26 protein-coding genes are annotated in these 23960 nt (G+C 57.6%); 11 read left to right on the top strand and 15 right to left on the bottom strand.

The window, feature by feature from the left end; translation table 11 throughout:
* Positions 1–74: 74 nt before the first annotated feature.
* The 9 genes from hycI to hycA all read right to left on the bottom strand — a co-directional run bounded on the left by hycI (position 75) and on the right by hycA (position 7937).
* Positions 75–530 (bottom strand): hydrogenase maturation peptidase HycI, encoded by a 456-nt coding sequence (hycI, locus tag HV340_RS17745; RefSeq protein ID WP_047743497.1) that lies wholly within the window; start codon positions 528–530, stop codon positions 75–77.
* The gene (locus HV340_RS17750; RefSeq protein ID WP_047956020.1) at positions 523–933 is read right to left on the bottom strand and encodes a formate hydrogenlyase maturation HycH family protein; all 411 of its coding nucleotides are present in this window, start codon (positions 931–933) and stop codon (positions 523–525) included. Before HV340_RS17750 ends, hycI begins: the two co-directional genes overlap by 8 nt.
* Positions 930–1697: an NADH-quinone oxidoreductase subunit B family protein gene (locus HV340_RS17755; protein WP_014171362.1), complete on the bottom strand. Its 768-nt coding sequence runs from the start codon at positions 1695–1697 to the stop codon at positions 930–932. Before HV340_RS17755 ends, HV340_RS17750 begins: the two co-directional genes overlap by 4 nt.
* A complete protein-coding gene (locus tag HV340_RS17760) occupies positions 1697–2239 on the bottom strand; it encodes a formate hydrogenlyase complex iron-sulfur subunit (RefSeq protein WP_014171363.1) in 543 nt (180 codons plus the stop codon). The genes HV340_RS17755 and HV340_RS17760 overlap by 1 nt, the downstream gene beginning before the upstream one ends.
* A 93-nt stretch (positions 2240–2332) precedes the next feature.
* Positions 2333–4042 carry a hydrogenase large subunit gene (locus HV340_RS17765; protein WP_181216132.1) on the bottom strand — a complete coding sequence of 570 codons (1710 nt, stop codon included), beginning with the start codon at positions 4040–4042 and terminating at the stop codon, positions 2333–2335.
* Between the two features lie 15 nt (positions 4043–4057).
* The gene (locus HV340_RS17770) at positions 4058–4981 is read right to left on the bottom strand and encodes a respiratory chain complex I subunit 1 family protein (protein ID WP_181216133.1); all 924 of its coding nucleotides are present in this window, start codon (positions 4979–4981) and stop codon (positions 4058–4060) included.
* 1 nt (position 4982) lies between these two features.
* Complete coding sequence (gene hycC / locus HV340_RS17775; protein WP_181216134.1) at positions 4983–6797, bottom strand: formate hydrogenlyase subunit 3; 1815 nt, start codon at positions 6795–6797, stop codon at positions 4983–4985.
* Positions 6794–7402 carry a 4Fe-4S dicluster domain-containing protein gene (locus tag HV340_RS17780; RefSeq protein ID WP_014171368.1) on the bottom strand — a complete coding sequence of 203 codons (609 nt, stop codon included), beginning with the start codon at positions 7400–7402 and terminating at the stop codon, positions 6794–6796. Before HV340_RS17780 ends, hycC begins: the two co-directional genes overlap by 4 nt.
* Positions 7403–7472: 70 nt before the next feature.
* Positions 7473–7937: a formate hydrogenlyase regulator HycA gene (hycA, locus tag HV340_RS17785; RefSeq protein ID WP_020883831.1), complete on the bottom strand. Its 465-nt coding sequence runs from the start codon at positions 7935–7937 to the stop codon at positions 7473–7475.
* A gap of 210 nt (positions 7938–8147) precedes the next feature.
* Here hycA and hypA point away from each other — a divergent pair, with 210 nt between their 5' ends.
* The 6 genes from hypA to flhA all read left to right on the top strand — a co-directional run bounded on the left by hypA (position 8148) and on the right by flhA (position 13896).
* The gene (gene hypA, locus HV340_RS17790) at positions 8148–8498 is read left to right on the top strand and encodes a hydrogenase maturation nickel metallochaperone HypA (RefSeq protein WP_014171370.1); all 351 of its coding nucleotides are present in this window, start codon (positions 8148–8150) and stop codon (positions 8496–8498) included.
* 3 nt (positions 8499–8501) lie between these two features.
* Complete coding sequence (gene hypB, locus HV340_RS17795) at positions 8502–9365, top strand: hydrogenase nickel incorporation protein HypB (RefSeq protein ID WP_181216135.1); 864 nt, start codon at positions 8502–8504, stop codon at positions 9363–9365.
* The gene (locus tag HV340_RS17800) at positions 9356–9628 is read left to right on the top strand and encodes a HypC/HybG/HupF family hydrogenase formation chaperone (protein ID WP_014171373.1); all 273 of its coding nucleotides are present in this window, start codon (positions 9356–9358) and stop codon (positions 9626–9628) included. Before hypB ends, HV340_RS17800 begins: the two co-directional genes overlap by 10 nt.
* Before the next feature lie 3 nt (positions 9629–9631).
* Positions 9632–10753, top strand: coding sequence for a hydrogenase formation protein HypD (gene hypD / locus HV340_RS17805; protein ID WP_181216136.1), 1122 nt, complete (start codon positions 9632–9634; stop codon positions 10751–10753).
* Positions 10750–11760 (top strand): hydrogenase expression/formation protein HypE, encoded by a 1011-nt coding sequence (gene hypE, locus HV340_RS17810; RefSeq protein WP_044865615.1) that lies wholly within the window; start codon positions 10750–10752, stop codon positions 11758–11760. The genes hypD and hypE overlap by 4 nt, the downstream gene beginning before the upstream one ends.
* 63 nt (positions 11761–11823) lie before the next feature.
* Positions 11824–13896: a formate hydrogenlyase transcriptional activator FlhA gene (gene flhA, locus HV340_RS17815; RefSeq protein WP_020883827.1), complete on the top strand. Its 2073-nt coding sequence runs from the start codon at positions 11824–11826 to the stop codon at positions 13894–13896.
* A gap of 66 nt (positions 13897–13962) precedes the next feature.
* On the opposite strand, the gene HV340_RS17820 is transcribed toward flhA, so the two are convergent.
* Complete coding sequence (locus HV340_RS17820; RefSeq protein WP_040018915.1) at positions 13963–14307, bottom strand: nitrous oxide-stimulated promoter family protein; 345 nt, start codon at positions 14305–14307, stop codon at positions 13963–13965.
* 174 nt (positions 14308–14481) lie between these two features.
* On the opposite strand from HV340_RS17820, the gene HV340_RS17825 reads away from it, so the two are divergent.
* Positions 14482–14712, top strand: coding sequence for a SymE family type I addiction module toxin (locus HV340_RS17825; RefSeq protein ID WP_032678858.1), 231 nt, complete (start codon positions 14482–14484; stop codon positions 14710–14712).
* 113 nt (positions 14713–14825) lie between these two features.
* The gene (gene mutS, locus HV340_RS17830; RefSeq protein ID WP_121339778.1) at positions 14826–17387 is read left to right on the top strand and encodes a DNA mismatch repair protein MutS; all 2562 of its coding nucleotides are present in this window, start codon (positions 14826–14828) and stop codon (positions 17385–17387) included.
* Positions 17388–17484: 97 nt separating this feature from the next.
* On the opposite strand, the gene HV340_RS17835 is transcribed toward mutS, so the two are convergent.
* The 3 genes from HV340_RS17835 to HV340_RS17845 are packed head-to-tail and all read right to left on the bottom strand — an operon-like array spanning position 17485 to position 19751.
* Positions 17485–17721 carry a non-oxidative hydroxyarylic acid decarboxylases subunit D gene (locus HV340_RS17835; protein WP_014171381.1) on the bottom strand — a complete coding sequence of 79 codons (237 nt, stop codon included), beginning with the start codon at positions 17719–17721 and terminating at the stop codon, positions 17485–17487.
* Positions 17722–17731: 10 nt separating this feature from the next.
* On the bottom strand, positions 17732–19159 hold the full coding sequence (locus HV340_RS17840; protein ID WP_025203369.1) for a non-oxidative hydroxyarylic acid decarboxylases subunit C: 1428 nt from the start codon (positions 19157–19159) through the stop codon (positions 17732–17734).
* Positions 19149–19751: a non-oxidative hydroxyarylic acid decarboxylases subunit B gene (locus HV340_RS17845; RefSeq protein ID WP_049022830.1), complete on the bottom strand. Its 603-nt coding sequence runs from the start codon at positions 19749–19751 to the stop codon at positions 19149–19151. The genes HV340_RS17840 and HV340_RS17845 overlap by 11 nt, the downstream gene beginning before the upstream one ends.
* A 171-nt stretch (positions 19752–19922) precedes the next feature.
* Here HV340_RS17845 and HV340_RS17850 point away from each other — a divergent pair, with 171 nt between their 5' ends.
* Complete coding sequence (locus HV340_RS17850; RefSeq protein WP_025203368.1) at positions 19923–20330, top strand: MarR family transcriptional regulator; 408 nt, start codon at positions 19923–19925, stop codon at positions 20328–20330.
* Here HV340_RS17850 and HV340_RS17855 read toward each other — a convergent pair.
* Complete coding sequence (locus HV340_RS17855) at positions 20327–21214, bottom strand: LysR family transcriptional regulator (protein ID WP_047356677.1); 888 nt, start codon at positions 21212–21214, stop codon at positions 20327–20329. The genes HV340_RS17850 and HV340_RS17855 overlap by 4 nt on opposite strands.
* 107 nt (positions 21215–21321) lie before the next feature.
* Here HV340_RS17855 and HV340_RS17860 point away from each other — a divergent pair, with 107 nt between their 5' ends.
* A complete protein-coding gene (locus HV340_RS17860) occupies positions 21322–22530 on the top strand; it encodes an MFS transporter (RefSeq protein WP_181216137.1) in 1209 nt (402 codons plus the stop codon).
* Positions 22527–22904, top strand: coding sequence for a DUF4440 domain-containing protein (locus HV340_RS17865; RefSeq protein WP_047743518.1), 378 nt, complete (start codon positions 22527–22529; stop codon positions 22902–22904). The genes HV340_RS17860 and HV340_RS17865 overlap by 4 nt, the downstream gene beginning before the upstream one ends.
* 52 nt (positions 22905–22956) lie before the next feature.
* On the opposite strand, the gene rpoS is transcribed toward HV340_RS17865, so the two are convergent.
* A complete protein-coding gene (gene rpoS / locus HV340_RS17870) occupies positions 22957–23949 on the bottom strand; it encodes an RNA polymerase sigma factor RpoS (RefSeq protein WP_013098493.1) in 993 nt (330 codons plus the stop codon).
* Positions 23950–23960 lie beyond the last annotated feature (11 nt).

The raw sequence follows: 23960 nt of genomic DNA on the forward strand, positions 1-23960 counted from the left end.
CCCCCGCCCTCTCCCACAGGATGCGGGCGAGGAGGTGTCCAGGCCGGGTGGAAGCTACCACCACCCGGCACTGCTCATAGTCGGGAAAAACCGCCGTCCCCACGCCATCCGGCAAGCCGGGAATAAACCTCTTCGACGGCCTCTTTCACCGGCGGCGTCATCGGATAATAAAACCCAACGATGTCCGGCTGAATGCCCAGAAACAAAACCTCACCCACGTCGTCTTTAATCTGATCGACCAGATAGTTCAGCGGCATATTGTGGGTGGTCATCATAAACATCTCGGCGATGTCATCCGGATCAATCAGGCGGGTTTCACCCGGATTAAGTCCCATATCGGTTGCATCCACAATCAGCAGCCTGTCCGGGCGCAGCTCACGGATCGCCACCACATCGTTTTCCGGTGCGCTGCCGCCGTCAATAACCACCCATTCACCCTGCGGATGCGCGGCACACATTTGTGCAAGCAGCGGGCCCGCGCCGTCGTCGCCCATCATGCTGTTGCCGACACACAGTAAAACATCAGTCACGTAATCTCCTCACCATCAGGTAGATGGCACTCTCCTGATGAATATCATGCAGCATGCTGAGCAAAATTTTGCTCCAGGCCTGCTGCTGCGGGGTTTGCACGCTCAGCGCGGCGTCGAAAGCACTGGCGAGCATCGCAATGTGGTTGGCGTCGATAACGATCTCACCGTACTTCGGCACGCCTTCCATTTTGCGGCGCGCCGTACTGCCCTCCGCCAGCGTGGCGATCCACGCCAGATAGTCAGGCCACGGGCAGCTTAATGCCGTTTCGAGACAATCTATCACCCCGAGGTGATGCCCAATGGCCAGGCTGTAATAGACCACCTGCTGCGCCGCATCCGGCGTGGCATCGTTCTCATCAATAAACTTACGGCTCAGCTGACTGAACACCACCGTTTCACTCATCGGATACGCGCCTCTTCCACCACCTGATTCAGGTTCGCGACGATCTCATTAAGACGGGGATCGTTTTCCGCCTCCAGCCAGCGCGTGACCTGATGATCGCCCTGGCTCAGCAGACGCAGATAATCGTCGGCAATCTGGCGACCATAGCGATACCCCGCGAGCCGGCGCGCCGTGCGATCGACCTTCACGCGCAGCGGCTGCACCATATCCGGGTGCAGAATTGCGGCAGCCTGGTTGTCGCGTTCACCCGGTTCACGGGCATGTATTTTCTGTTCCAGCAGCCCGAGCGCCATGGCAAAACCGTACAGCGTGGCCGCAGGCGTTGGCGGACAACCGGGAATGTAGACATCCACCGGAACAATTTTATCGGTGCCACCCCAGACGCAGTACAGGTCATGGAAGATGCCGCCGCTGTTGCCGCAGGCACCGTAAGAGATACAGATTTTTGGATCCGGTGCGGACTGCCAGGCACGTAATGCTGGCGATCTCATGGCACGGGTAACGGCACCGGTAAACAGCAAAATGTCCGCATGACGCGGCGAAGGCACCACTTTAATACCGAAGCGTTCGGCGTCGAACAGGGGCGACAGCGTGGCAAAGATCTCAATCTCACAGCCGTTGCAGCCGCCGCAGTCCACGCGGTACACATAGGCCGAACGTTTAATGTTTTTCAGCAGCGAGGCCTTCATGCTGGCGATGGATTCCTCCACCGTCATCGGCACCGGAATGCCGTTAGCGTCGCGTGGGCCGATCAGGTTTTCCATCAGCTGGCCTCTCTCATATGACGGGTAATATCGATGCGGTCCGACGGCAGCAGGCATTTCTGCCGTTTGCAGTCCGGGCAGGTTTCAAAGCTTTCGCGATGATGCTCCGCGCGGGCATCACCGTTGTGCTGCAACAGCGCGATGGCGTAGTCGATCTCTTTTTGTACGGCAAACGGGCGTTTGCAGACACGGCAGTTGCAGAGCGCGAAACGCGACTGCTGCAGAAAATCCTCTTTCTTCCAGACCGCCAGCTCGTACTCCTGCGAAAGACGGATCGCCACCGTCGGGCAAACCTCCTCGCAGCGGCCGCAGAAAATGCAGCGCCCGAGGTTGAATTGCCAGGCCAGCTCGCCCGTTTTCAGATCGGTTTCCACCGTCAGGGCATTTGACGGGCAGGCGTTAACGCAGGCAGCACAACCGATGCACTGTTGCGGGTTGTGCTCCGGCTTGCCGCGAAAGTTTTTATCGACCGGCATCGGCTCCAGCGGATAGCGACTGGTCACCGTCCCGGTTTTGATCACTTTTTTGATGAAGGTAAACATGTTGACTCCTGCTTATGTGCTGCCTGTGCTCCGCACCCCGGATCTCTCATCAAAAGAGGGTCAGGGTGAGGGCATCAGCCAGCACAAAATCCCCTATTTCAACGGCGAGTTCTTACGCTCGATGCTGTAGCGCTCCAGCTCTTTGTACGGCACCACCTGGCTTTTCTTCTTGCGCACATCCACCACCGTCATGCGGTCGGTGCAGGAGTAGCACGGATCGAGGCTGCCAATGATCAGCGGCGCATCGGATACCGTATTGCCGCGCAGCATGTAGCGCAGGGTTGGCCAGTTGGCGTAGGTTGCCGCGCGGCAGCGCCAGCGGTAGAGCTTCTGGTTGTCACCGGTCATGCTCCAGTGGATATCGTCTCCACGCGGGGCTTCGGCAAACCCCAGCGCGAAGCGGTTTGGAATGTAGGTGAAGCCCTCGACCATCAGCGGACCGCCCGGCAGATTATCCAGACCGAAGTCGATCATGTTCAGCGCGGTGAAGACCTCGTTGATACGCACCTTCAGACGCGAAATAACGTCGCAGCCCTGCTCGCTGTGCACGGTCATAGGCAGCAGGCCATAGCCGACGAACGGATGATCGGCGCGGGTATCGCGGGCGTGGCCGCTGGCACGAACCATGGGGCCAACGTTACTGAAATCGCGGGCGATTTGCGGATCCAGCCGGCCAATACCGACGGTACGCTGCTCAATGTTCGGCGTGCTGAGCAGCATATCCACCAGCTCCTGAACGTCGCGACGCATCTGCTGCGCCAGCTGGCGGGTCTGGATCATGTCATCTTTCAGTAGATCGCGACGAATCCCGCCGATCAGGTTCAGACCGTATGTTTTACGCGCCCCGGTCAGGATCTCCGCCATCTTCATGGAGGCTTCACGTACGCGGAAAAACTGCATAAAGCCGGAGTCAAAACCGACAAAGTGACAGGCCAGACCGAGGTTCAGCAGGTGCGAGTGCAGACGCTCCACTTCCAGCAGGATGGCGCGGACCATCTGCGCGCGTTCCGGCACCACAATCCCCATGCCGTTCTCCACCGAGGTGGTGTAGGCGGTACTGTGGGCAAACCCGCAGATGCCGCACACGCGGTCAGAGAGGAACGTCACTTCGTTATATCCCATCCGGGTTTCCGCCAGCTTTTCCATCCCGCGATGGACGTAGAACAGGCGGTAGTCGGCATCAATAATATTCTCGCCGTCGACAAACAGGCGGAAGTGGCCCGGCTCGTCAGACGTGACGTGCAGCGGGCCTATCGGCACCACGTTGTTCTTTTTGCTGCCGAGCTCATTGATGAACGCGTAAGTCTCGCTGTCGGTGGTCGGAGCCGGACGCTGACGGTAATCCATGCTGTCTTTACGCAGGGGATAGAGTTCGTCTGGCCAGTCGTCCGGCAGTACCAGACGGCGCTCATCCGGAAGCCCAACCGGGACCAGACCATACATATCGCGTACTTCGCGCTCGCCCCAGACGGCGGCGGGCACGCGCGGGGTGACAGACGGGTATTCCGGTTTGTTGGGATCCACTTCGACACGCACGGTGAGCCAGCACTTCTCGCCCTGCTCCATCGACATCACGTAGTAAACCGCATAGTTTCCGCACAGCTGACGCTCGTCGTTGCCGAACAACACCGACAGCCAGCCACCCTGCTGGTAGTAAAGAAACTCCATCACTTCCGGCAGGTAGTTCACTTTCACGGTCACCGTTATCTGGTCTTTGGTTTGCCAGGACGCCTCCAGCACCACGCCCGGGAAGGCCTGGTGCAACGCGGCGAGATACTGCTGACCTTTCTTTTCTTCAGACATAAAAACTCTCTTTAATCACGCCACCAGCATGGAGACGAACGCTAAAAATGCAAAACCAAAACCGGCCCAGGTGATGCGCGACGTCGCCACAAAACGCAGACGCGCCATGCTGTTCTCAAACAGGGCAATCACCAGCACGCCGACAAGTAGCTTGAGCGCGGCAACGACCACCGCCAGCACCAGACCGGCCGCGGAAAAGTGCGTCATCTGCCCCCACGGGAAGAAGACACCGACAAACATCTGCAGCACCACCAGCTGTTTGAGGCTGATGCCCCACTTCAGCACCGCAAAGCCGTAACCGCTGTATTCAGTCAACGGACCTTCCTGCAGCTCCTGCTCCGCTTCCGCGAGGTCGAACGGCAGTTTGCCCATCTCGATAAACGTCGCGAATGCGCAGGCGCAGAGCGCCAAAAGCAACGGAAGGGAACGGTCCACGGGCCAGTGATACACGGTATGAGTGATAAAGCTGATATGGGTTGACCCCGCGACCTGCGCAGCGACCCACAGGCCGAGCAGCAGGATCGGCTCAACCAGCACGCCGAGCATGGCCTCGCGGCTGGCACCAATCCCGGTAAACGGGCTGCCGGTATCGAGGCCGGCAATCGCGAAGAAGAAACGCGCGATGGCGAAGAGGTAGATAAGCGTAATGAGATCGCCCAGCACCGGCAGCGGCGACCCGACGGTGACGACCGGTAACGCCGTGGCGATGGTGAGCATGACGCCAGCCAGCACAAACGGTGTCAGGCGAAAGACCCATCCTGCCGCATCCGGGGAAACGCTCTGACGTCCCATCAGCTTGAACAAATCACGGTACTCCTGGAGTACACCAGGCCCGCGACGGTTATGCATCCGGGCACGCGCCACGCGGCTCACCCCGGAGAGCAACGGCGCCATGGCAAATAGCACCAGCGCCTGAAGTATTGCCAGTAACAGACTCATGTCAGGCTCCTCGTGAAATCACAATCACAACCAGTACCGCCAGCTCGATCAACGCCAGTCGGCGGAACAGCACGGGCACGGCAGCGCTCTGCCAGCCCGGCACCCACCCCACCGGGTTAAGCCAGTCCCGCAGTTTCAGCACCGCGGCAAAGTTCTCTTTGACCGGCATGGCAAAGCCGTGCGCTGTGATCACCATGGATTGCTCGTGTGCGTAACCGCAAGCCCAGGCGGTACCGCGTGATCGAGAGGAGAGGCGGTCGCGTCTGAAGAACAGCATCAGCACGAACGGCAGCAGCGGCGCGGCAATCAGCAGCAGCGCAATCATCGGCTGGGACACCGTGGTATGCGCCGTGGTGAGCGGCAGAGGAATGGCGTTACCCAACAGCGGCAGAAGCCACGGGGCGGCTACCCCGCCTGCGATGCAGCACAGCGCCAGCGCGACAACGCTCGCCCCCATCAATGCCGGCGCACAGCAGGCGTTTTCGGCCTCACGCGTGCGCGGTGCACCCAGGAAGGTCACGCCGTAGACTTTAGCCATACACATCACCGCCAGCGCACCGGTTATCGCCAGCCCAACCGCCAGCAGCGGGCCGAGCAACCGGGCGATAAACACCTCGCTCTGGCCGAGTGCGAAGAAGGACTGATAGATAACCCACTCGCCGGCAAAGCCGTTCAGCGGCGGCAGCGCAGCCATTGCCATCAGCCCCACCAGCATGCACAGAGAGATAACGGGCATTTTTTTGCCGATGCCGCCGAGTTTTTCGATATCGCGATGACCGGTGCGGAACCAGACGCTACCTGCCCCGAGGAACAGGGTGCTTTTAAACAGGCTGTGGTTGATCAGGTGATACAGGCCGCCGATAAAGCCGGCCGCAATCAGCGCCGGTTGATTGAGCGCCAGCCCGGTAACGCCTGCGCCAATACCCAGCAGGATGATGCCGATGTTCTCAAGGGTGTGGTACGCCAGCAAACGCTGGATATTGTGCTCCATCAGGGCGTACAGGCCGCCGACGAAGGCGGTGATCATCCCGGCGACCAGCAGCACAACGCCCCACCACAGCGGCGGCTGCCCACCGGTGAGCGTTATCGTCAGAATGCCGAACAGACCAACCTTCATGACAACCGTCGAGAAGAGCGCTGCGGCAGGCGCGGAGGCATGTGCATGTGCCTGTGGCACCCAGCCGTGCAGCGGGATAATCCCGGCCAGCAGGCCAAAGCCGATCACGCCAAGGAGCCAGACATCATTCCCGAGCGACTGGCCGTTAAGGGCGGAGAAGTCCAGCGTGCCGAAGCGCTGCCACACCAGCCAGCAGGCCAGTGCCAGCAGCAACGTGCCAAGACGCCCCAGCGCAAACCACAGTTTGCCGGAGGTGCTACAGCCCGTAAGGAATACGCCGCACAGCGCCATGATCTCGGCCATCACCACCAGCGCGCCGAGGTTGCTGGCAGTCACGGTACAGACCGCCGCGGCCATCAGCAGATTGACCAGCAGACCGTTGGGCTGAGTGTGCTGATGGCGGTGCCAGTCAATATTAAACAGGCTGATAAACACGCCGCACAGACCAAAGGTCACCAGCCAGATGGCATTCAGCGGCGTAATTTCAACGGTGTGCCGTATCAGCGGCATCACCGCTTCGACAGATTGTCCGCCTGTTAACACGAGGCCACCGGCCACCAGCGTCATCACGCTGCCAACCGCCCCGCCGATGCCGGCTATCCAGCCGCTCAGGGTTTTATGGAAAGAGAAGATCAAGGCCAACACAGCGGCGGCGGCAAAATAGGCCACCGCGCTGGTAATCATCATCACCGCGTTCATTTCGCCCCCTCGTTCAGCGCCTGAAGCAGAGAAAGATCGCCGAAATCACTGTTAATGGTCAGCTCACGCTTACGTTTACTGGTGCGAACGATGTCGCGAATATTGACCAGAATCAGCGCCTTCGTCGGGCAGGTGCGCACACAGGCTGGCCCTTGTTCATCAAAGCTGCACAGGTCGCATTTGACCGCAACGGCACGCACGCCGGGAACCCAGTCAAGCAGCGTGCTCACCTTCGCCGGCGCAGGTGGCGCTGGCGGCGCTTTCGGGGAGTTGGCATTCGCCGGGATATGCAGCGGACGGCTGCCGGAAAATTCAATCGCGCCGAACGGGCAGGCAATGCCGCACAGTTTGCAGCTCACGCACAGACTTTCATTCAGCTGCACCGCCCCCTCGACACGGGTGATGGCATTAACAGGACAGACTCCCGCGCAGGGGGCATCTTCACAGTGGTGGCAGAGCTGCGGCGCAGACTCTTTTTCATTACGCATGACGCGCAGGCGCGGCATGGACTGTAGCCCGTGCTGACGGTGCGTTTCCGAACAGGCCGCCTCACAGGTTCGACAGCCAATACAGACCGTCGAGTCAGCAATTACAAAACGGTTCACCGGGTCATCCTCTGGTGATAGTCATTTTTGACGAAAAACTGTCTTGTCGACACTTCTCGACACGCAATGGTCAGGCCACGTTCGCTGAGGTATTTCCATCCATCAGCTGTTTCAGGTTGACCGGGAGATCGTGTTCAACAGCGGCGTACAGGCCGTTATAAACCGGCGCGATTTTTTCCAGATAGTGCTCCAGCACCTGCTGGCGATCGCGGTTACTGACGTGACCATCGACCATCCCGTCGGCCATCAGCTGCGCCTTCGCAATACACTGTTTTTCACCTTCTTTTGTTTCGACGTAGTACTCGATGGTGTGGCTGTTGAAGGTGTCTGCCAGGGTGACGTTTATCGTGAAATGGCCGAAGAGCACAAAGCGCATATCCCCCTGCGCTGCACAGCTCATGGCGTGGTGAAGACGGGCTTTTGACAGGGTGATGCCCTGAACCAGAGAGTTGCAGTAAAGGTGCCACTGCTCCTGTAACTGCTGATGGCGCTGCGCAATGTAATCCGCTTTTTCGCTAATTTCCCAAATAGTCATAAAAGGTATCCGGTTAATGGAGATAGCGGCTATTAAGCAGATTCCATGCCAGTTTTTAATACATTGATTTTTAACCATTTTAATCAAAAGAAGCGTGTCAATCGCGTCGTGTCGACGTGTCATTTCGACAGCATTGACATCGTCACGCCTTAACAAAAATCAAGCTGGCACCGTTATTGCATTATCGGGGCAATTCATTGAGGAGGCGTCATGCACGAAATCACCCTCTGCCAGCGGGCCGTCGAGTTAATTGAACAGCAGGCGCGGGCAAACAATGCAAAACGCGTCACCGGCGTCTGGCTACAGGTCGGGGCCTTTTCCTGCGTTGAAACCAGCGCCCTGACCTTCTGCTTTGAGCTGGTGTGCCGCGGCACGCTGGCGGAAGGCTGTGAACTTCATATTGAAGAACAGCAGGCGGAGTGCTGGTGCGCGCAGTGCCAGCAATACGTCACTCTGCTTTCATCGAAGGTTCAGCGCTGTCCACAGTGCCAGAGCAGCGAGCTTCGCATCGTGGCGGATGACGGCATGCAGATCCAACGTCTCGAAATCGAGAAGGAGTAAAATATGTGTAGTACCTGCGGTTGCGCTGAAGGCAACCTGTATATAGAAGGGGATGAACACCGTCCTCACGCCGCGTTTCGCTCCGCACCCTTTTCACCTGCCCCTCGTCCTGCAGCGGCATTAACCGGTATCACCTTCGCCCCCCGACACTCCGCTACGGGCGACCTGCATTACGGGCATGGCATCGCCGGTACCCACGCGCCGGGGATCAGCCAGCGTCAGATGCTGGAGGTGGAAATCAACGTTCTGGATAAAAACAACCAGATTGCAGCACGCAACCGCGCCCGCTTCGCCACGCGTAAACAGCTGGTCCTGAACCTGGTCTCCAGCCCCGGCTCAGGCAAAACCACGCTGCTTACGCAAACGCTCCACCGCCTGAACGGGCGCATCTCCTGTGCGGTGATCGAAGGCGATCAGCAGACGGTGAACGACGCCGCGCGTATTCGCGAAACCGGCACGCCCGCCATTCAGGTTAATACGGGTAAAGGCTGCCATCTGGATGCACAAATGATTGCCGACGCCACGCCGCGCTTGCCGCTGGCGGACAACGGCATCCTGTTTATTGAGAACGTGGGCAACCTGGTCTGTCCGGCCAGCTTCGATCTCGGTGAGCGACATAAGGTCGCGGTGCTCTCGGTGACCGAAGGTGAAGACAAGCCGCTTAAATATCCGCATATGTTTGCCGCCGCTTCGCTGATGTTGCTGAACAAAGTTGACCTGCTGCCGTACCTGAATTTCGACGTGGATAAATGCATGGCCTATGCCCGTGAAGTGAACCCGGAGATTGACATCATGCTGGTGTCCGCCACCCGCGGCGACGGGATGGACGCCTGGCTGAACTGGCTGGAGAGCGAACGATGTGCATAGGCGTCCCCGGACAAATTCACGCCATTGACGGGAATCAGGCCCGCGTTGAGGTGTGTGGCATATTGCGCGACGTCGACCTGACGCTTGTCGGCAGCACCGACGAAACCGGCGCCTCACGCCTCGGTCAGTGGGTGCTGGTGCACGTGGGGTTTGCCATGAGCATCATCAACGAAGCGGAGGCCCGCGACACGCTCGATGCCCTTCAGAATATGTTCGACGTGGAGCCGGACGTCGGGGCATTGCTGTACGGCGAGGAGCGGTAAACCATGCGCTACGTTGATGAATATCGCGCGCCTGAGCAGGTGATGCAGCTGATTGAACATCTGAAAACACGGGCGGCACGGCTGAGCTATACCGCCGAAAAGCCGCTGCGTATTATGGAAGTCTGTGGCGGGCATACGCATGCCATCTTTAAATTTGGCCTCGACCAGCTTCTGCCGGAAAACATCGAGTTTATCCATGGCCCCGGCTGCCCGGTGTGCGTCCTGCCGATGGGACGCATCGACGCCTGCCTTGAGATAGCCCACCAGCCTGACGTGATTTTCTGTACCTTTGGCGATGCGATGCGCGTGCCGGGCAAAAACGGCTCGCTGCTGCAGGCAAAAGCCCGGGGCGCGGATATCAGGATCGTGTACTCGCCGATGGATGCCCTGACGCTGGCCTCCCATAACCCCGGCCGCAAAGTCGTCTTTTTCGGGCTTGGTTTTGAAACCACCATGCCCGCCACGGCCATCACACTGCAGCAGGCCAAAGCCCGCAACATTGATAACTTTTTCTTTTTTTGCCAGCACATTACGCTCATCCCGACGTTACGCAGCCTGCTTGAAGAGCCGGACAACGGAATTGACGCTTTTCTGGCGCCGGGCCATGTCAGCATGGTTATCGGGACGGCGGCCTACGGCTTTATCGCTGAACAGTTCGAACGGCCTTTAGTGGTGGCTGGTTTCGAACCTCTTGATCTACTGCAAGGCGTGACCATGCTGGTTGAGCAGAAAATAGCAGCCCAGAGTGCAGTAGAAAATCAGTACCGCCGTGTCGTCCCCGACAGTGGAAATGTGGTGGCCCAGCAGGCGATAGCCGAGGTATTTAGCGTCGAGGGCGACAGCGAATGGCGTGGTCTGGGGCTGATTGCAGAGTCCGGCGTGCGCCTGACGCCAGCCTACCGGTCGTTCGACGCCGAAGCCCACTTCCGCCCGCAGCCGCAACAGGTGTGTGACGACCCGCGGGCCCGCTGTGGCGAAGTGCTCACCGGCAAATGCAAACCCCATCACTGCCCGTTATTTGGCAACACCTGTAACCCGCAAACGGCTTTTGGCGCGCTGATGGTCTCTTCCGAAGGGGCGTGTGCCGCGTGGTATCAGTATCGCAATCAGGAGTCTGAAGCATGAATACGGTTGAAATGGCACACGGCAGCGGCGGCCTGGCGATGCAGCAGCTGATTAACCGTCTGTTTATGGACGCGTTTGATAACCCCTGGCTGGCGGAGCAGGAGGATCAGGCCCGCATTGACCTCTCCACCCTGACCGCGCAGGGCGACAGGCTGGCCTTTTCCACCGACAGCTACGTGATTGACCCGCTGTTCTTCCCGGGCGGCGATATCGGCAAGCTCGCGGTCTGCGGCACGGCAAACGACGTGGCCGTCAGCGGCGCTGTTCCGCGCTTTCTCTCCTGCGGCTTTATTCTTGAAGAGGGGCTGCCGATGGAGACGCTCTCTGCGGTCGTCAGCAGCATGGCGCACACGGCACGCGAGGCGGGTATCGCCATCGTCACCGGCGACACCAAAGTGGTCCAGCGTGGCGCAGCCGACAAACTGTTCATCAATACCGCCGGCATGGGGGCGATCCCTGCCGACATTCACTGGGGCGCGCAGCAGCTTGCCGTCGGCGACGTGCTGATCGTCAGCGGATCGCTGGGTTGCCACGGGGCGACGATCCTGAACCTGCGTGAAGGCCTGGGGCTGGACGGAGAATTACGCAGTGATTGCGCGGTACTGACCCCGCTTATCCAGACCCTGCGTTCCCTTCCGGGCGTGAAAGCCCTGCGCGATGCGACCCGCGGCGGGGTTAACGCCGTGGTACATGAGTTCGCGGCACGCTGCGGTCTGGGTATTGAACTCACTGAACGCGCGCTGCCCGTTAAGCCTGCCGTTCGCGGCTTGTGCGAACTCCTCGGGCTCGACCCGCTAAACTTTGCAAATGAAGGCAAGCTGGTCATTGGCGTGGAGCGCGCGGCGGCCGAATCCGTACTCGAACAGCTGCGGGCACATCCTTTCGGGAAAGAGGCCGCGCTGATTGGTGAAGTGGTTGAGCGCAAAGGGGTGCGCCTGACCGGGCTGTATGGCGTCAAGCGGACGCTGGATCTGCCGCACGCGGAACCTTTACCCCGCATTTGCTAGAACCGCGCCAAAAGCGGTCAGCACTGACTTTCTCTTTTTTGCCAGTTTCTATTGGAAAGCAATATGCCGTATACACCGATGAGCGATCTTGGACAGCAGGGCCTGTTTGACATTACGCGCACACTTTTACAGCAGCCCGATCTTGGCGCGCTGAGCGATGCCCTGACGCGGCTGGTCAGGCAATCAGCGCTGGCAGACAGCGCCGCAATTGTGCTCTGGCATAGCGCAAGCCATCGCGCGAGCTACTATTCAACGCGCGACAATGGCAAAGCGTTTGAGTACGAGGATGAAACCTACCTCGCTCATGGTCCTGTCCGGCGTATTCTTTCCCGCCCGGAGGCGCTGCACTGCAATTTTGAGGAATTCCGCGAAGCGTGGCCGATGCTGGCGCAGAGTCAGTTATACCCGCCTTTCGGCCACTACAGCCTGCTGCCACTGGCGGTGGAAGGGCATATCTTCGGCGGCTGCGAGTTTATTCGTCACACCGACCAGCCGTGGAGCGAGGCGGAATACGAGCGTCTGCACACCTTCACCCAGATTGTGGCCGTGGTCGCAGAGCAAATTCAAAGCCGCGTCACCAATAATGTGGATTACGACCTGCTGAGCCGCGAACGTGACAATTTCCGGATCCTGGTGGCTATCACCAACGCGGTGCTTTCGCGCCTCGATATGGATGAGCTGGTCAGCGAAGTCTCAAAAGAGATCCACCACTATTTCAAAATCGACGCCATCAGTATTGCGCTCCGGGGCCACCGGAAAGGCAAGCTGAACATCTACTCCACCCACTATCTTGATGAGGCAAACCCCGCCCACGAACAGAGTGAAGTGGATGAGGCGGGCACGCTCTCTGAGCGGGTATTTAAAAGCAAAGAGATCCTGCTGCTCAACCTCAACGAACAGGATGCGCTCGCGCCTTATGAGCGGATGCTGTTTAACACCTGGGGGAATAAAATCCAGACGCTGTGCCTGCTGCCGCTGATGTCCGGCAATACTATGCTTGGTGTCCTGAAGCTGGCGCAGTGTGAAGAGGGCGTCTTTACCACCGCCAACCTGAAACTGTTGCGCCAGATTGCCGAGCGTATCTCCATCGCACTGGATAACGCGCTGGCCTATCAGGAGATCCACCGTCTGAAAGAACGGCTGGTGGATGAAAACCTGGCGCTGACGGAACAGCTTAACAACGTGGACAGCGAGTTTGGCGAAATCATCGGCCGCAGCGATGCCATGTACAGCGTGCTGAAACAGGTGGAGATGGTGGCGCAAAGTGACAGTACGGTGCTGATCCTCGGTGAAACCGGCACCGGTAAAGAGCTGATTGCCCGTGCGATCCACAACCTCAGCAACCGTAACAGCCGCCGCATGGTGAAGATGAACTGCGCCGCTATGCCCGCAGGCCTGCTGGAAAGCGATCTCTTTGGCCACGAACGCGGCGCGTTTACCGGTGCCAGCAGCCAGCGCCTGGGCCGTTTCGAGCTGGCGGACAAAAGCTCGTTGTTCCTTGATGAAGTGGGTGACATGCCTCTGGAGTTGCAGCCCAAACTGCTTCGCGTCCTGCAGGAGCAGGAGTTTGAACGTCTTGGCAGTAACAAACTTATCCAGACTGACGTGCGGCTCATTGCCGCCACCAACCGCGATCTGAAAAAAATGGTCGCCGACCGCGAGTTTCGAAGCGACCTCTATTATCGCCTGAACGTCTTCCCAATCTGCTTGCCGCCCCTGCGTGAACGGCCGGAAGATATCCCTCTGCTGGTCAAAGCGTTTACCGCCAAAATAGCCCGCCGGATGGGCCGCAACATCGACAGTATCCCCGCCGAGACGCTACGTACCCTCTCCTCGATGGAGTGGCCGGGTAACGTCCGTGAACTGGAAAACGTCATTGAACGTGCGGTATTGCTGACGCGCGGTAACGTACTGCAACTCTCCCTGCCCGAAGTTTCCCTGCCCGAAACCCCGGTTACAGCCACCGACGTGGCGCAGGAAGGTGAAGACGAATATCAGCTGATCATGCGCGTGCTGAAAGAGACTAACGGTGTCGTGGCCGGGCCGAAAGGTGCAGCCCAACGTCTGGGGCTAAAACGCACCACGCTGCTCTCGCGCATGAAACGTCTCGGGATAGATAAAGAGAGCCTGGTGTAGCGTCATTCTGGCTGAGATCTCGCATGCAGGCGTTGGGATTCGGTTGTCAGCGAAGCGCCTGAACGGTTACTTTTTCGGGCGATACTTTTCCGGTAATTCCGGTACCGGGCGACGGTCATCCATCAGGTGGCGTACCGTCAGGATGGGATGACGCCATAACATACGTGGGCCAGCCCAGCGCATCACCTGCTTCATCTCTTCGCGCCTGGCAGGCTGATAGCAGTGAACGGGGCACTGTTTACAGGCGGGTTTTTCCTCACCAAAAACGCATTTATCCAGGCGCTTATTGGCATACGCTTTCAGCGCCTGATAATGCCCCTCTTCCTGCGAAGCCTGGGGACACTGTGTTTCATACAGCGCGATCATTTTCGCGATCGTCTCTTTCTCACGTGTAATGCGTTTTCCGGACATAACGGCTCACCAGATAATAAAGTGCATTTATAATACGCCTTTCAGCTACTGATTTCAGGTGTTGCATTCTGTTTTCTGAAGGCTGATTCCAGTATTAAGCCCACACCTGCAGTAAATCACTGGTATTTTATACAGCATCAGGAATGACCCTTGTCCACGTTGTCCGGAGGCCGTATGCACAAGATCGCTATCACCAAATCCTATCGTCATTTGAAAGTGGGGTATTTCAGAAAGCGTCATGAAGACCGTAACACCAAGATACCCAAACGCTACAGCGTGCATGCGGCGCTGAGCTTAAAGGGCGACTGGCTTGAAAAAGCGGGGTTTACCACCCATTCGCAGGTCAGAGTGGGGGTTGAGCATGGAAAAATTGTCATTGAGTTAGTGCAGGAAGGCACCTCGTAATGCCGCGACATTTTTCTGCGCCGTACCTTTTTTTCATGCGACAATAGAAGGAACTAACGGCCACTGAGCCGCCCAAAGCGTATTATTTTCAAAGAAATGGACATCATAACTCCATGAGCACAATCGACAATTTCGACGCACATACGCCGATGATGCAGCAGTACCTGAAGCTGAAAGCACAGCATCCGGAAATCTTGCTGTTCTACCGTATGGGCGATTTTTACGAGCTATTTTATGACGATGCCAGACGTGCGTCGCAGCTGCTCGACATCTCGCTGACCCGGCGTGGCGCATCTGCAGGCGAGCCCATTCCCATGGCCGGTATTCCGCATCACGCGGTAGAAAACTACCTTGCGAAACTGGTGAATCAGGGTGAGTCAGTCGCCATCTGCGAACAGATCGGCGATCCGGCAACCTCAAAAGGGCCGGTTGAGCGCAAAGTCGTGCGCATCGTCACGCCTGGTACGATCAGCGACGAAGCCCTGCTGCAGGAGCGCCAGGATAACCTGCTGGCGGCACTGTGGCAGGACGGCAAAGGTTTCGGTTATGCGACGCTGGATATCAGCTCCGGACGTTTTCGTCTGAGTGAACCGGCAGATCGTGAAACGATGGCGGCTGAATTACAGCGCACGAACCCGGCAGAACTGCTCTATGCCGAAGATTTTGCCGAGATGGCGCTGATTGAAGGCCGCCGCGGTCTGCGCCGTCGTCCGCTGTGGGAGTTCGAAATTGATACCGCGCGCCAGCAGTTGAATCTGCAGTTTGGCACCCGCGATCTGATTGGCTTTGGTGTGGAAAATGCCCCGCGCGGACTGTGTGCCGCGGGTTGCCTGCTGCAGTACGTCAAAGATACCCAGCGCACCACCCTGCCGCATATCCGCTCGATCACGATGGAGCGGCAGCAGGACAGCATCATTATGGATGCCGCGACGCGTCGTAATCTGGAGATCACCCAGAATCTGGCCGGAGGCGTGGAAAACACCCTCGCTTCTGTCCTCGACAGCACGGTGACGCCGATGGGTAGCCGTATGTTAAAACGCTGGCTGCATATGCCCATTCGCGATACCGGGACGCTTACCTGTCGTCAGCAGACGATTGCCGCGTTGCAGGATCGCTACAGTGAACTGCAGCCCGTGCTGCGCCAGGTTGGCGATCTGGAGCGTATTCTTGCGCGTCTGGCGCTGCGTACGGCGCGTCCGCGCGACCTCGCCCGCATGCGTCATGCCTTCCAGCAGTTGCCGGAATTGCGCAGCCTGCTCGCCGATGTGGATAGCGCGCCGGTGCAGAAACTGCGTGAAACCATGGGTGAATTTAGCGAGCTGCGCGAGCTGCTTGAACGCGCCATTATTGACGCACCTCCGGTTCTGGTGCGTGACGGCGGCGTAATTGCCCCGGGCTACAACGAAGAGCTGGATGAATGGCGTGCGCTGGCCGACGGTGCCACGGACTACCTGGATAAGCTGGAAATTCGCGAGCGCGAACGCCTTGGGCTCGATACCCTCAAAGTGGGCTATAACGCGGTTCATGGTTACTACATTCAGATCAGCCGTGGACAAAGCCATCTGGCCCCCATCCACTACGTGCGCCGCCAGACGCTGAAAAACGCTGAGCGTTACATTATCCCTGAACTGAAAGAGTACGAGGACAAAGTTCTCACCTCGAAAGGCAAGGCGCTGGCGCTGGAGAAACAGCTGTATGAAGAGCTGTTCGACATGCTGATGCCGCACCTTGCAGACCTGCAGTCAAGCGCCAGTGCGCTGGCAGAGCTGGACGTGCTGGTCAACCTGGCAGAACGCGCTGAAACGCTGAACTACACCTGCCCGACCTTTACCGATAAACCCGGTATTCGCATCACCGAAGGCCGTCATCCGGTTGTGGAACGGGTGCTGAACGAGCCGTTCATCGCCAACCCGCTAAGCCTGTCGCCACAGAGAAGAATGCTGATCATTACCGGTCCAAACATGGGCGGTAAAAGTACCTATATGCGCCAGACAGCGCTTATCGCTCTGCTCGCCTATATCGGCAGCTACGTTCCTGCGCAAAAAGTGGAGATTGGCCCTATCGACCGTATCTTTACTCGTGTCGGGGCAGCGGACGATCTGGCCAGCGGTCGCTCAACCTTTATGGTGGAGATGACCGAAACCGCCAATATTCTGCATAATGCGACCGAATACAGCCTGGTGTTGATGGACGAAGTCGGGCGCGGAACATCAACCTATGATGGTCTGTCACTGGCATGGGCCTGCGCTGAAAACCTTGCCAATAAGATCAAGGCAATGACGCTGTTCGCAACCCACTATTTCGAGCTGACACAGTTGCCAGAAAAGATGGAAGGCGTGGCAAACGTCCACCTTGATGCGCTGGAACACGGCGATACCATCGCCTTTATGCACACCGTACAGGATGGTGCCGCAAGCAAGAGCTATGGCCTGGCCGTGGCCGCGCTGGCGGGGGTTCCAAAAGAGGTGATCAAACGTGCGCGCCAGAAATTGCGTGAGCTGGAGAGCCTGTCACCGAATGCCGCGGCCACGCAGATTGATGGCACGCAAATGTCGTTGCTAGCCCCGGCAGAAGAGACGTCACCGGCCGTTGAGGCGCTGGAAAATCTCGATCCGGACTCGCTCACGCCGCGTCAGGCGCTGGAGTGGATTTATCGCCTGAAAAGCCTGGTGTAATCTGCACCCGGTGGCGCAATGCTTACCGGGCCTGCCGGGAAGTAGCGGTATCTGAAATAAACAGGCCGGGTAAGGCGAAACCGCCTCCCGGCTTTTTTTAGCGCTTATCGTCGGCCAGTAACGGCGGGATCGTCGGCACCTGTGGTGCGTCATCGATATCCTTCTGCGTCATGCGAAACGCTTGCGGATAATGATCGCGGTGGGTCCGGCGTAGCGGCTCTGTGTCACGCCAGGTATACAGACAATGCTGGCACTGATAGACAGTCCAGACCCCTTTCACCGGTGATGTTGCCATCACCTCAATATGCTCATCAGCACAACGTGGACATATCATCTTTTCCTCCTTATTGGCGTGCAGCCAGCATCGCAGTCAGTTTTTCGGCCCAGGCTTTGGTTTCAGGTAAATCCTGTACCGGCTGGCTGAAGTGGCCCCGGTTGTCGGGTGCAACAGGCGTGGTGGCATCAATAATCAGTTTGTCGGTAATGCCTGCCGGGCTGGAGCCCGGGTCCAGTTCAAGCACCGACATATTCGACAACTGCACCAGATCGCCCGCCGGGTTCACCTTCGAGGACAGCGCCCACATCACCTGCGGCAGGTTGAACGGGTCAACGTCTTCATCCACCATAATCACCATCTTCACATAGCCCAGGCCGTGCGGCGTGGTCATAGCACGTAAGCCGACTGCGCGGGCAAAGCCACCGTAGCGTTTTTTGGTGGAGATAATCGCCAGCAAACCGTGGGTATACATGGCATTGACCGCCTGCACTTCCGGAAATTCTGCTTTCAGCTGCTGGTAGAGCGGTACACAGGTAGCCGGGCCCATCAGGTAGTCAATTTCGGTCCACGGCATGCCGAGGTAGAGGGATTCAAAAATGGGTTTTGTGCGGTAAGACACTTTATCAATACGCACCACCGTCATGTTACGGCCACCAGAGTAGTGCCCGGTAAACTCACCAAAGGGTCCTTCGATTTCGCGCTTGCGGCCTTCAATCACCCCTTCCAGAATGACTTCAGATCCCCACGGTACATCAAAGCCGGTCAGCGGTGCCGTCGCAATGGGATAGGGGCTTTCGCGCAGCGCACCGGCCATCTCATACTCAGATTGATCGTATTTCAGCGGCGTCGCGCCCATAAGTGTAATAATCGGATCATTGCCAAGCGTAATCGCGACCGGCAGATCTTCACCGCGCTCTTCCGCTTTATGCAAATGCAGGGCGATATCGTGCATCGGAACCGGTTGCAGACCCAGCTTGCGTTTTCCCTTCACTTCCATGCGATAGATACCGACGTTCTGCTTGCCGAAGTTATCCGCATCAAGCGGATCGCGCGAAACGACGCACGCTTTGTCGAGGTAAAAACCGCCGTCACCGTCGTTCAGACGGAACAGCGGCAGGATGTCGAAAAGGTTAATGTCTTCACCCTCCACCGTATTTTGAGCCCAGGCGGGATCTGCACGGCGCTCTGGCGTGACGGGGAATTTATCCCAGCGGCGAATAAACTCATCAATCTGTTTTTTGACGGGGGTGTTCGCGGGCAGTCCCATAGAAATGGCGTGATTCTGCCAGGAACCAATGGTGTTCATTACCACCCGGGCATCGGTAAACCCGCGAATATTATCGAACCACAGCGCCGGTGCGCCGTCACCAATACGGCCTGTGGCGTTGGCTGCCGCGGCCAGGTCCGGTTCTGCATTCACCTCTTCTTCAATTTTCAGCAGTTGCCCTTGCTCATCGAGCGCCTGCAGGAAGCTTCTCAAATCATCAAATGCCATCTTTATTCTCCTGTGAAAAATGTTTTGCTTCCCGCAACCCGTTCCAGCGGCGCGCTTTTTTGTGCTCCAGACCAAACTGGTCGAGCACGCGGGTCACAATGTGATGGGTGATATCGTCGGCGGTCTGCGGGTGGTTGTAATACGCGGGCATCGGCGGCACCATTGCCACGCCCATACGGGACAGTGCGAGCATATTCTCGAGATGAATGGTGCTGAGCGGGGTTTCACGAGGAACCAGCACCAGTTTGCGCCTCTCTTTCAGCACCACATCTGCCGCACGGCCCACCAGTCCTTCGGCATAGCCTGCGCGAATGCCTGCCAGCGTTTTCATACTGCAGGGAATGACGATCATGCCGTCGGTGCGAAACGAGCCGGATGAGATAGTGGCAGCCTGATCGGCCGGGCTGTGGACAACATCGGCCAGCGCAGCCACATCCTGTGCGGTGTAGGGTGTCTCCAGCTCAATGGTGGTTTTTGCCCATTTCGACATGACCAGATGGGTCTCCACCTCTGGCATGTCACGTAATGCCTGCAGCAACGCTACGCCCAGCGGCGCGCCCGTTGCGCCCGTCATTCCAACTATCAATCTCATTCAGCACCTCAGTTAATTCGTTCGTGTACGAACATGTTAAGTACGTTACTCCCGGATCCTGTTCCTGACAATATTGTTCGTACACGATCACATTAATTGCTAAAAATTGCCGCGTTAAAATCCTGGGCAAGAGCGGCTATCATAGGGAGAGAATTTTTCGTCGGAGTGTTCATGGAACTGAGACAAGAGGCGTTTCACCTGTTACGCCAGCTTTTTCAACAGCATACTGCCCGTTGGCAACATGCATTGCCGGAACTGACCAAACCGCAGTACGCGGTATTGCGGTCTATTGCCGAAAATCCGGGGATTGAGCAAGTTGCTCTGACAGAAGTGGCGGTCAGCACAAAGGCGACGCTCGCGGAGATGCTGAGCCGCATGGAGGCGCGTGGACTGGTAAAACGCGAGCACGATCCGGCGGACAAGCGTCGTCGTTTCGTCTTCCTGACGCCGGAAGGTGAAGCGCTGCTTGCCAGCTGTAAACCGATCGGCAATGACGTGGACGAGGCGTTTTTAGGGCGGCTGAGCAACGACGAGCGGGCGCAATTCTCCGCACTCGTCAAAAAAATGATGCGCGACTAGTTAACCCGGGTGCGCATAAAGTCGATAAAGGTGCGCACTTTCGCAGGCACATGCGGGGCATCGGGATAAACCGCATAGATGCCCTGCCGCGCAAAGGTATATTCCGGTAAAACCGACACCAGCGTGCCGTCATCAAGCGCATGGCGCACCAGCCACTCCGGCAACAGCGCCACGCCACATCCCGCGAGCGCAAAGGCCATCAGCGCCTGAGCACTGTCCGCAAACAAACGCGGTGCTTTTTTAATTTCCAGCGTGGCGGGCTCACCGCAGGCATCGTTCACCTGCCAGCGCAGCGGCGAGGCTAAGCGCTCATGAATAATCCAGTCAGCTTTCGCCAGCTGTTCAAGCGATTCTACAGGATGGTTACGCAGCCAGCCGGGCGTCGCTACGGGGAAAATAGTGAACTGCGTTATCAATGCCGCGTGGTAGCGTGAATCGGCAAGGGTTCCCAGCCGGATGGCGACATCAAAGCGCTCTGAAATCAGATCGGCATGCAGTGAAGACGAAACGTGACGCACGCGAAGGTCCGGGTGTTGCTGGCTAAACTCAGCCAGTAACGGGACCACAACCTGCGAGCCGTACTCCGGTGTGGTGGTGATCCGCAACTCCCCCGTAAGACCTGCATGGTTTGCACGGACGTCGTCCTTCAGGCGTTCCGCGTCCTTTAAAAGCGCGACGCTCCGTTGATGGAAAAGCCTCCCTGCCTCGGTTAACGTCAGTCGACGGGTGGAACGCAGCAACAGGGTGACACCCAGTTCATCTTCCAGCTGGCGGATATTGAAGCTGACCACCGCTTTTGTCAGCCCCATTGCCTCTGCTGCGGCGGTGAAACTCCCGGTATCTGCGACGGCGACAAACATCGCGGTACGCTGCAAATTAATCATTGTCAGCCCTATTACTGTCAAAAATTTTTTGACAGTATATCGCGCTTTATAACGTTTATCCGTACCTCCCTGCCCGATACGATACGCCCCTCACTGGAGGTGCCGCCATGTCGTATCGCAGCAAAGTCGCCGTTGTCTATCTGCTGGGCTTTTTTCTTGATTTAATTAATATGTTTATCGCCAGCGTCGCTTTTCCGTCAATGGCTCAGGCGTTCAACGCCACGCCCTCATCGCTTGCCTGGGTCAGTAACGGCTATATTGCCGGTCTGACACTCGTCATCCCCTTCAGCACCCTGCTGACGCGCAGGCTCGGGCCGAAGCATGTCATTCTGCTTTCGCTTTTTCTCTTTAGCGCCGCTTCCGTTGCGGCAGGTTTGTCGTCCTCACTTGAGAGCCTGATTGCCTGGCGAGTGCTACAGGGCATGGGAGGGGGTTTACTGATCCCGGTCGGACAGGCGCTGACCTGGCAACAGTTTAAACCCCATGAGCGTGCCAGGCTCTCCTCAGCGGTCATGCTGGTTGCATTGCTTGCGCCTGCATGCTCACCCGCCCTGGGGGGAGTGCTGGTTCAGGCACTCAGCTGGCGATGGATATTTTTTGCCACAACGCCTGTCGCCGCCGTGACGGTTTTCCTGGCCTGCGTGTGGCTTAAGAATGAGAGACCCCCCGTGAAAGCGAGCAGGCTGTTAAACCTGCCCCTGCTGGCCGACCCGCTGCTGCGTTTTTCCATGCTTGTCTATTTGTGCGTACCCGGCATGTTTATTGGGGTGAACGTCACGGGGATGTATTATCTTCAGAGCGAGGCGCACATGACACCTGCCGCAACGGGGATGCTGATGCTGCCATGGTCTCTGGCCTCGTTTATGGCGATCACCGCGACCGGACGTTATTTTAACCGCGTGGGTCCCCGGCCTCTCATTGTCGTGGGTTGCCTGTTACAGGCGCTGGGCGTTTTACTGCTGCTTAACGTCAGCCCGACTACCACAGTGTTGTTACCTGGCGTCGCGTTTACGTTAATGGGCGCGGGCGGCAGTCTTTGCAGCAGTACGGCGCAAAGCAGCGCATTTTTAACGACGGCGCGCGACGATATGCCTGGCGCCAGCGCGCTATGGAATCTTAATCGTCAGATCAGTTTTTTTGCCGGGACATTCCTGCTCTCGCAGGTGCTGAACCTGACACTGGCGTTTTTGACGCCGCTCGCCGCATGGCACTGGATGTTTAGTGTTGCTGCGGCCATCACATTACTGCCCGTCGTGTACGTCTTTCGTCTTAACAACACGCAGGTGCTTTCAGAGGTGCAACAGGAGAAACCATGACCCATTTCGAACAGGACATTATCGACGTTCACGTTAAGCTGGAGAACTGGTTGGGTAAGGGCGAAGGGGATGTTGACGCCCTGCTCGCCCACTTTCAGCCGGATTTTATGATGCTCACCCCAGGTGGCGTCCATTTTGACTATAACGCGCTTGTCGGTTTCCTGGACCTTCAGCGCGGCAGCCGTCCTGGTCTGGAGATTGTTCTTGATGAGATAACGACGCTACAGACGTGGGCCAACGGCGCAGTGCTTCACTACCGGGAAACGCAAACTCGCCCGGATCAGCCCGTCAATGTGCGCTGGTCAACCGCCGTGCTCAATCAGAAGGATGGCAAGATAACGTGGCGTTTGCTGCACGAAACGGCACAACCGTAACGCAAAAGAAAAAGGCCCGTCTCACGACGGGCCTTTTTTGATGAAAGATTGCTTATTCGCGGAACAGCGCTTCGATATTCAGACCTTGCCCCTGCAGGATTTCACGCAGGCGACGCAGACCTTCAACCTGAATCTGACGAACACGTTCACGGGTCAGGCCAATTTCGCGGCCGACGTCTTCCAGTGTTGCAGCTTCATACCCCAGTAAACCGAAACGACGTGCCAGCACTTCACGCTGTTTGGCGTTCAGTTCGAACAGCCATTTGACGATGCTCTGTTTCATGTCATCGTCCTGCGTGGTGTCTTCCGGACCGTTGTCTTTTTCATCGGCCAGGATGTCCAGCAGCGCTTTTTCGGAGTCGCCACCCAACGGGGTGTCAACGGAGGTAATGCGCTCGTTGAGACGCAGCATACGGCTTACGTCATCAACCGGTTTATCAAGTTGTTCGGCGATCTCTTCCGCGCTTGGCTCGTGGTCCAGTTTATGGGACAACTCGCGCGCAGTACGCAGATAGACGTTCAACTCTTTGACGATGTGAATCGGCAGGCGAATCGTACGGGTTTGGTTCATAATCGCCCGTTCGATGGTCTGACGAATCCACCAGGTCGCGTAGGTTGAGAAACGGAACCCGCGTTCCGGGTCAAACTTCTCAACTGCGCGGATGAGACCTAAGTTGCCCTCTTCAATCAGATCCAGCAGAGCCAGACCTCGATTGCCGTAACGACGGGCAATTTTCACGACCAGACGCAAGTTACTTTCAATCATGCGACGGCGCGAGGCAACATCACCACGCAAAGCACGACGTGCGAAATAGACTTCTTCTTCGGCCGTTAACAGTGGGGAGTAACCAATCTCCCCAAGGTAAAGCTGAGTCGCGTCCAGTACACGCTGTGTGGCGCCCTGCGATAACAGCTCTTCTTCAGCCAAATCGTTATCACTGGGTTCCTCTTCTACTAAGGCTTTTTCATCAAAAGCCTCTGCTCCGTTCTCATCAAATTCCGCATCTTCATTTAAATCATGAACTTTCAGCGTATTCTGACTCATAAGGTGGCTCC

The organism is Enterobacter sp. RHBSTW-00975 (assembly GCF_013615235.1).
Classification (GTDB): domain Bacteria; phylum Pseudomonadota; class Gammaproteobacteria; order Enterobacterales; family Enterobacteriaceae; genus Enterobacter; species Enterobacter ludwigii.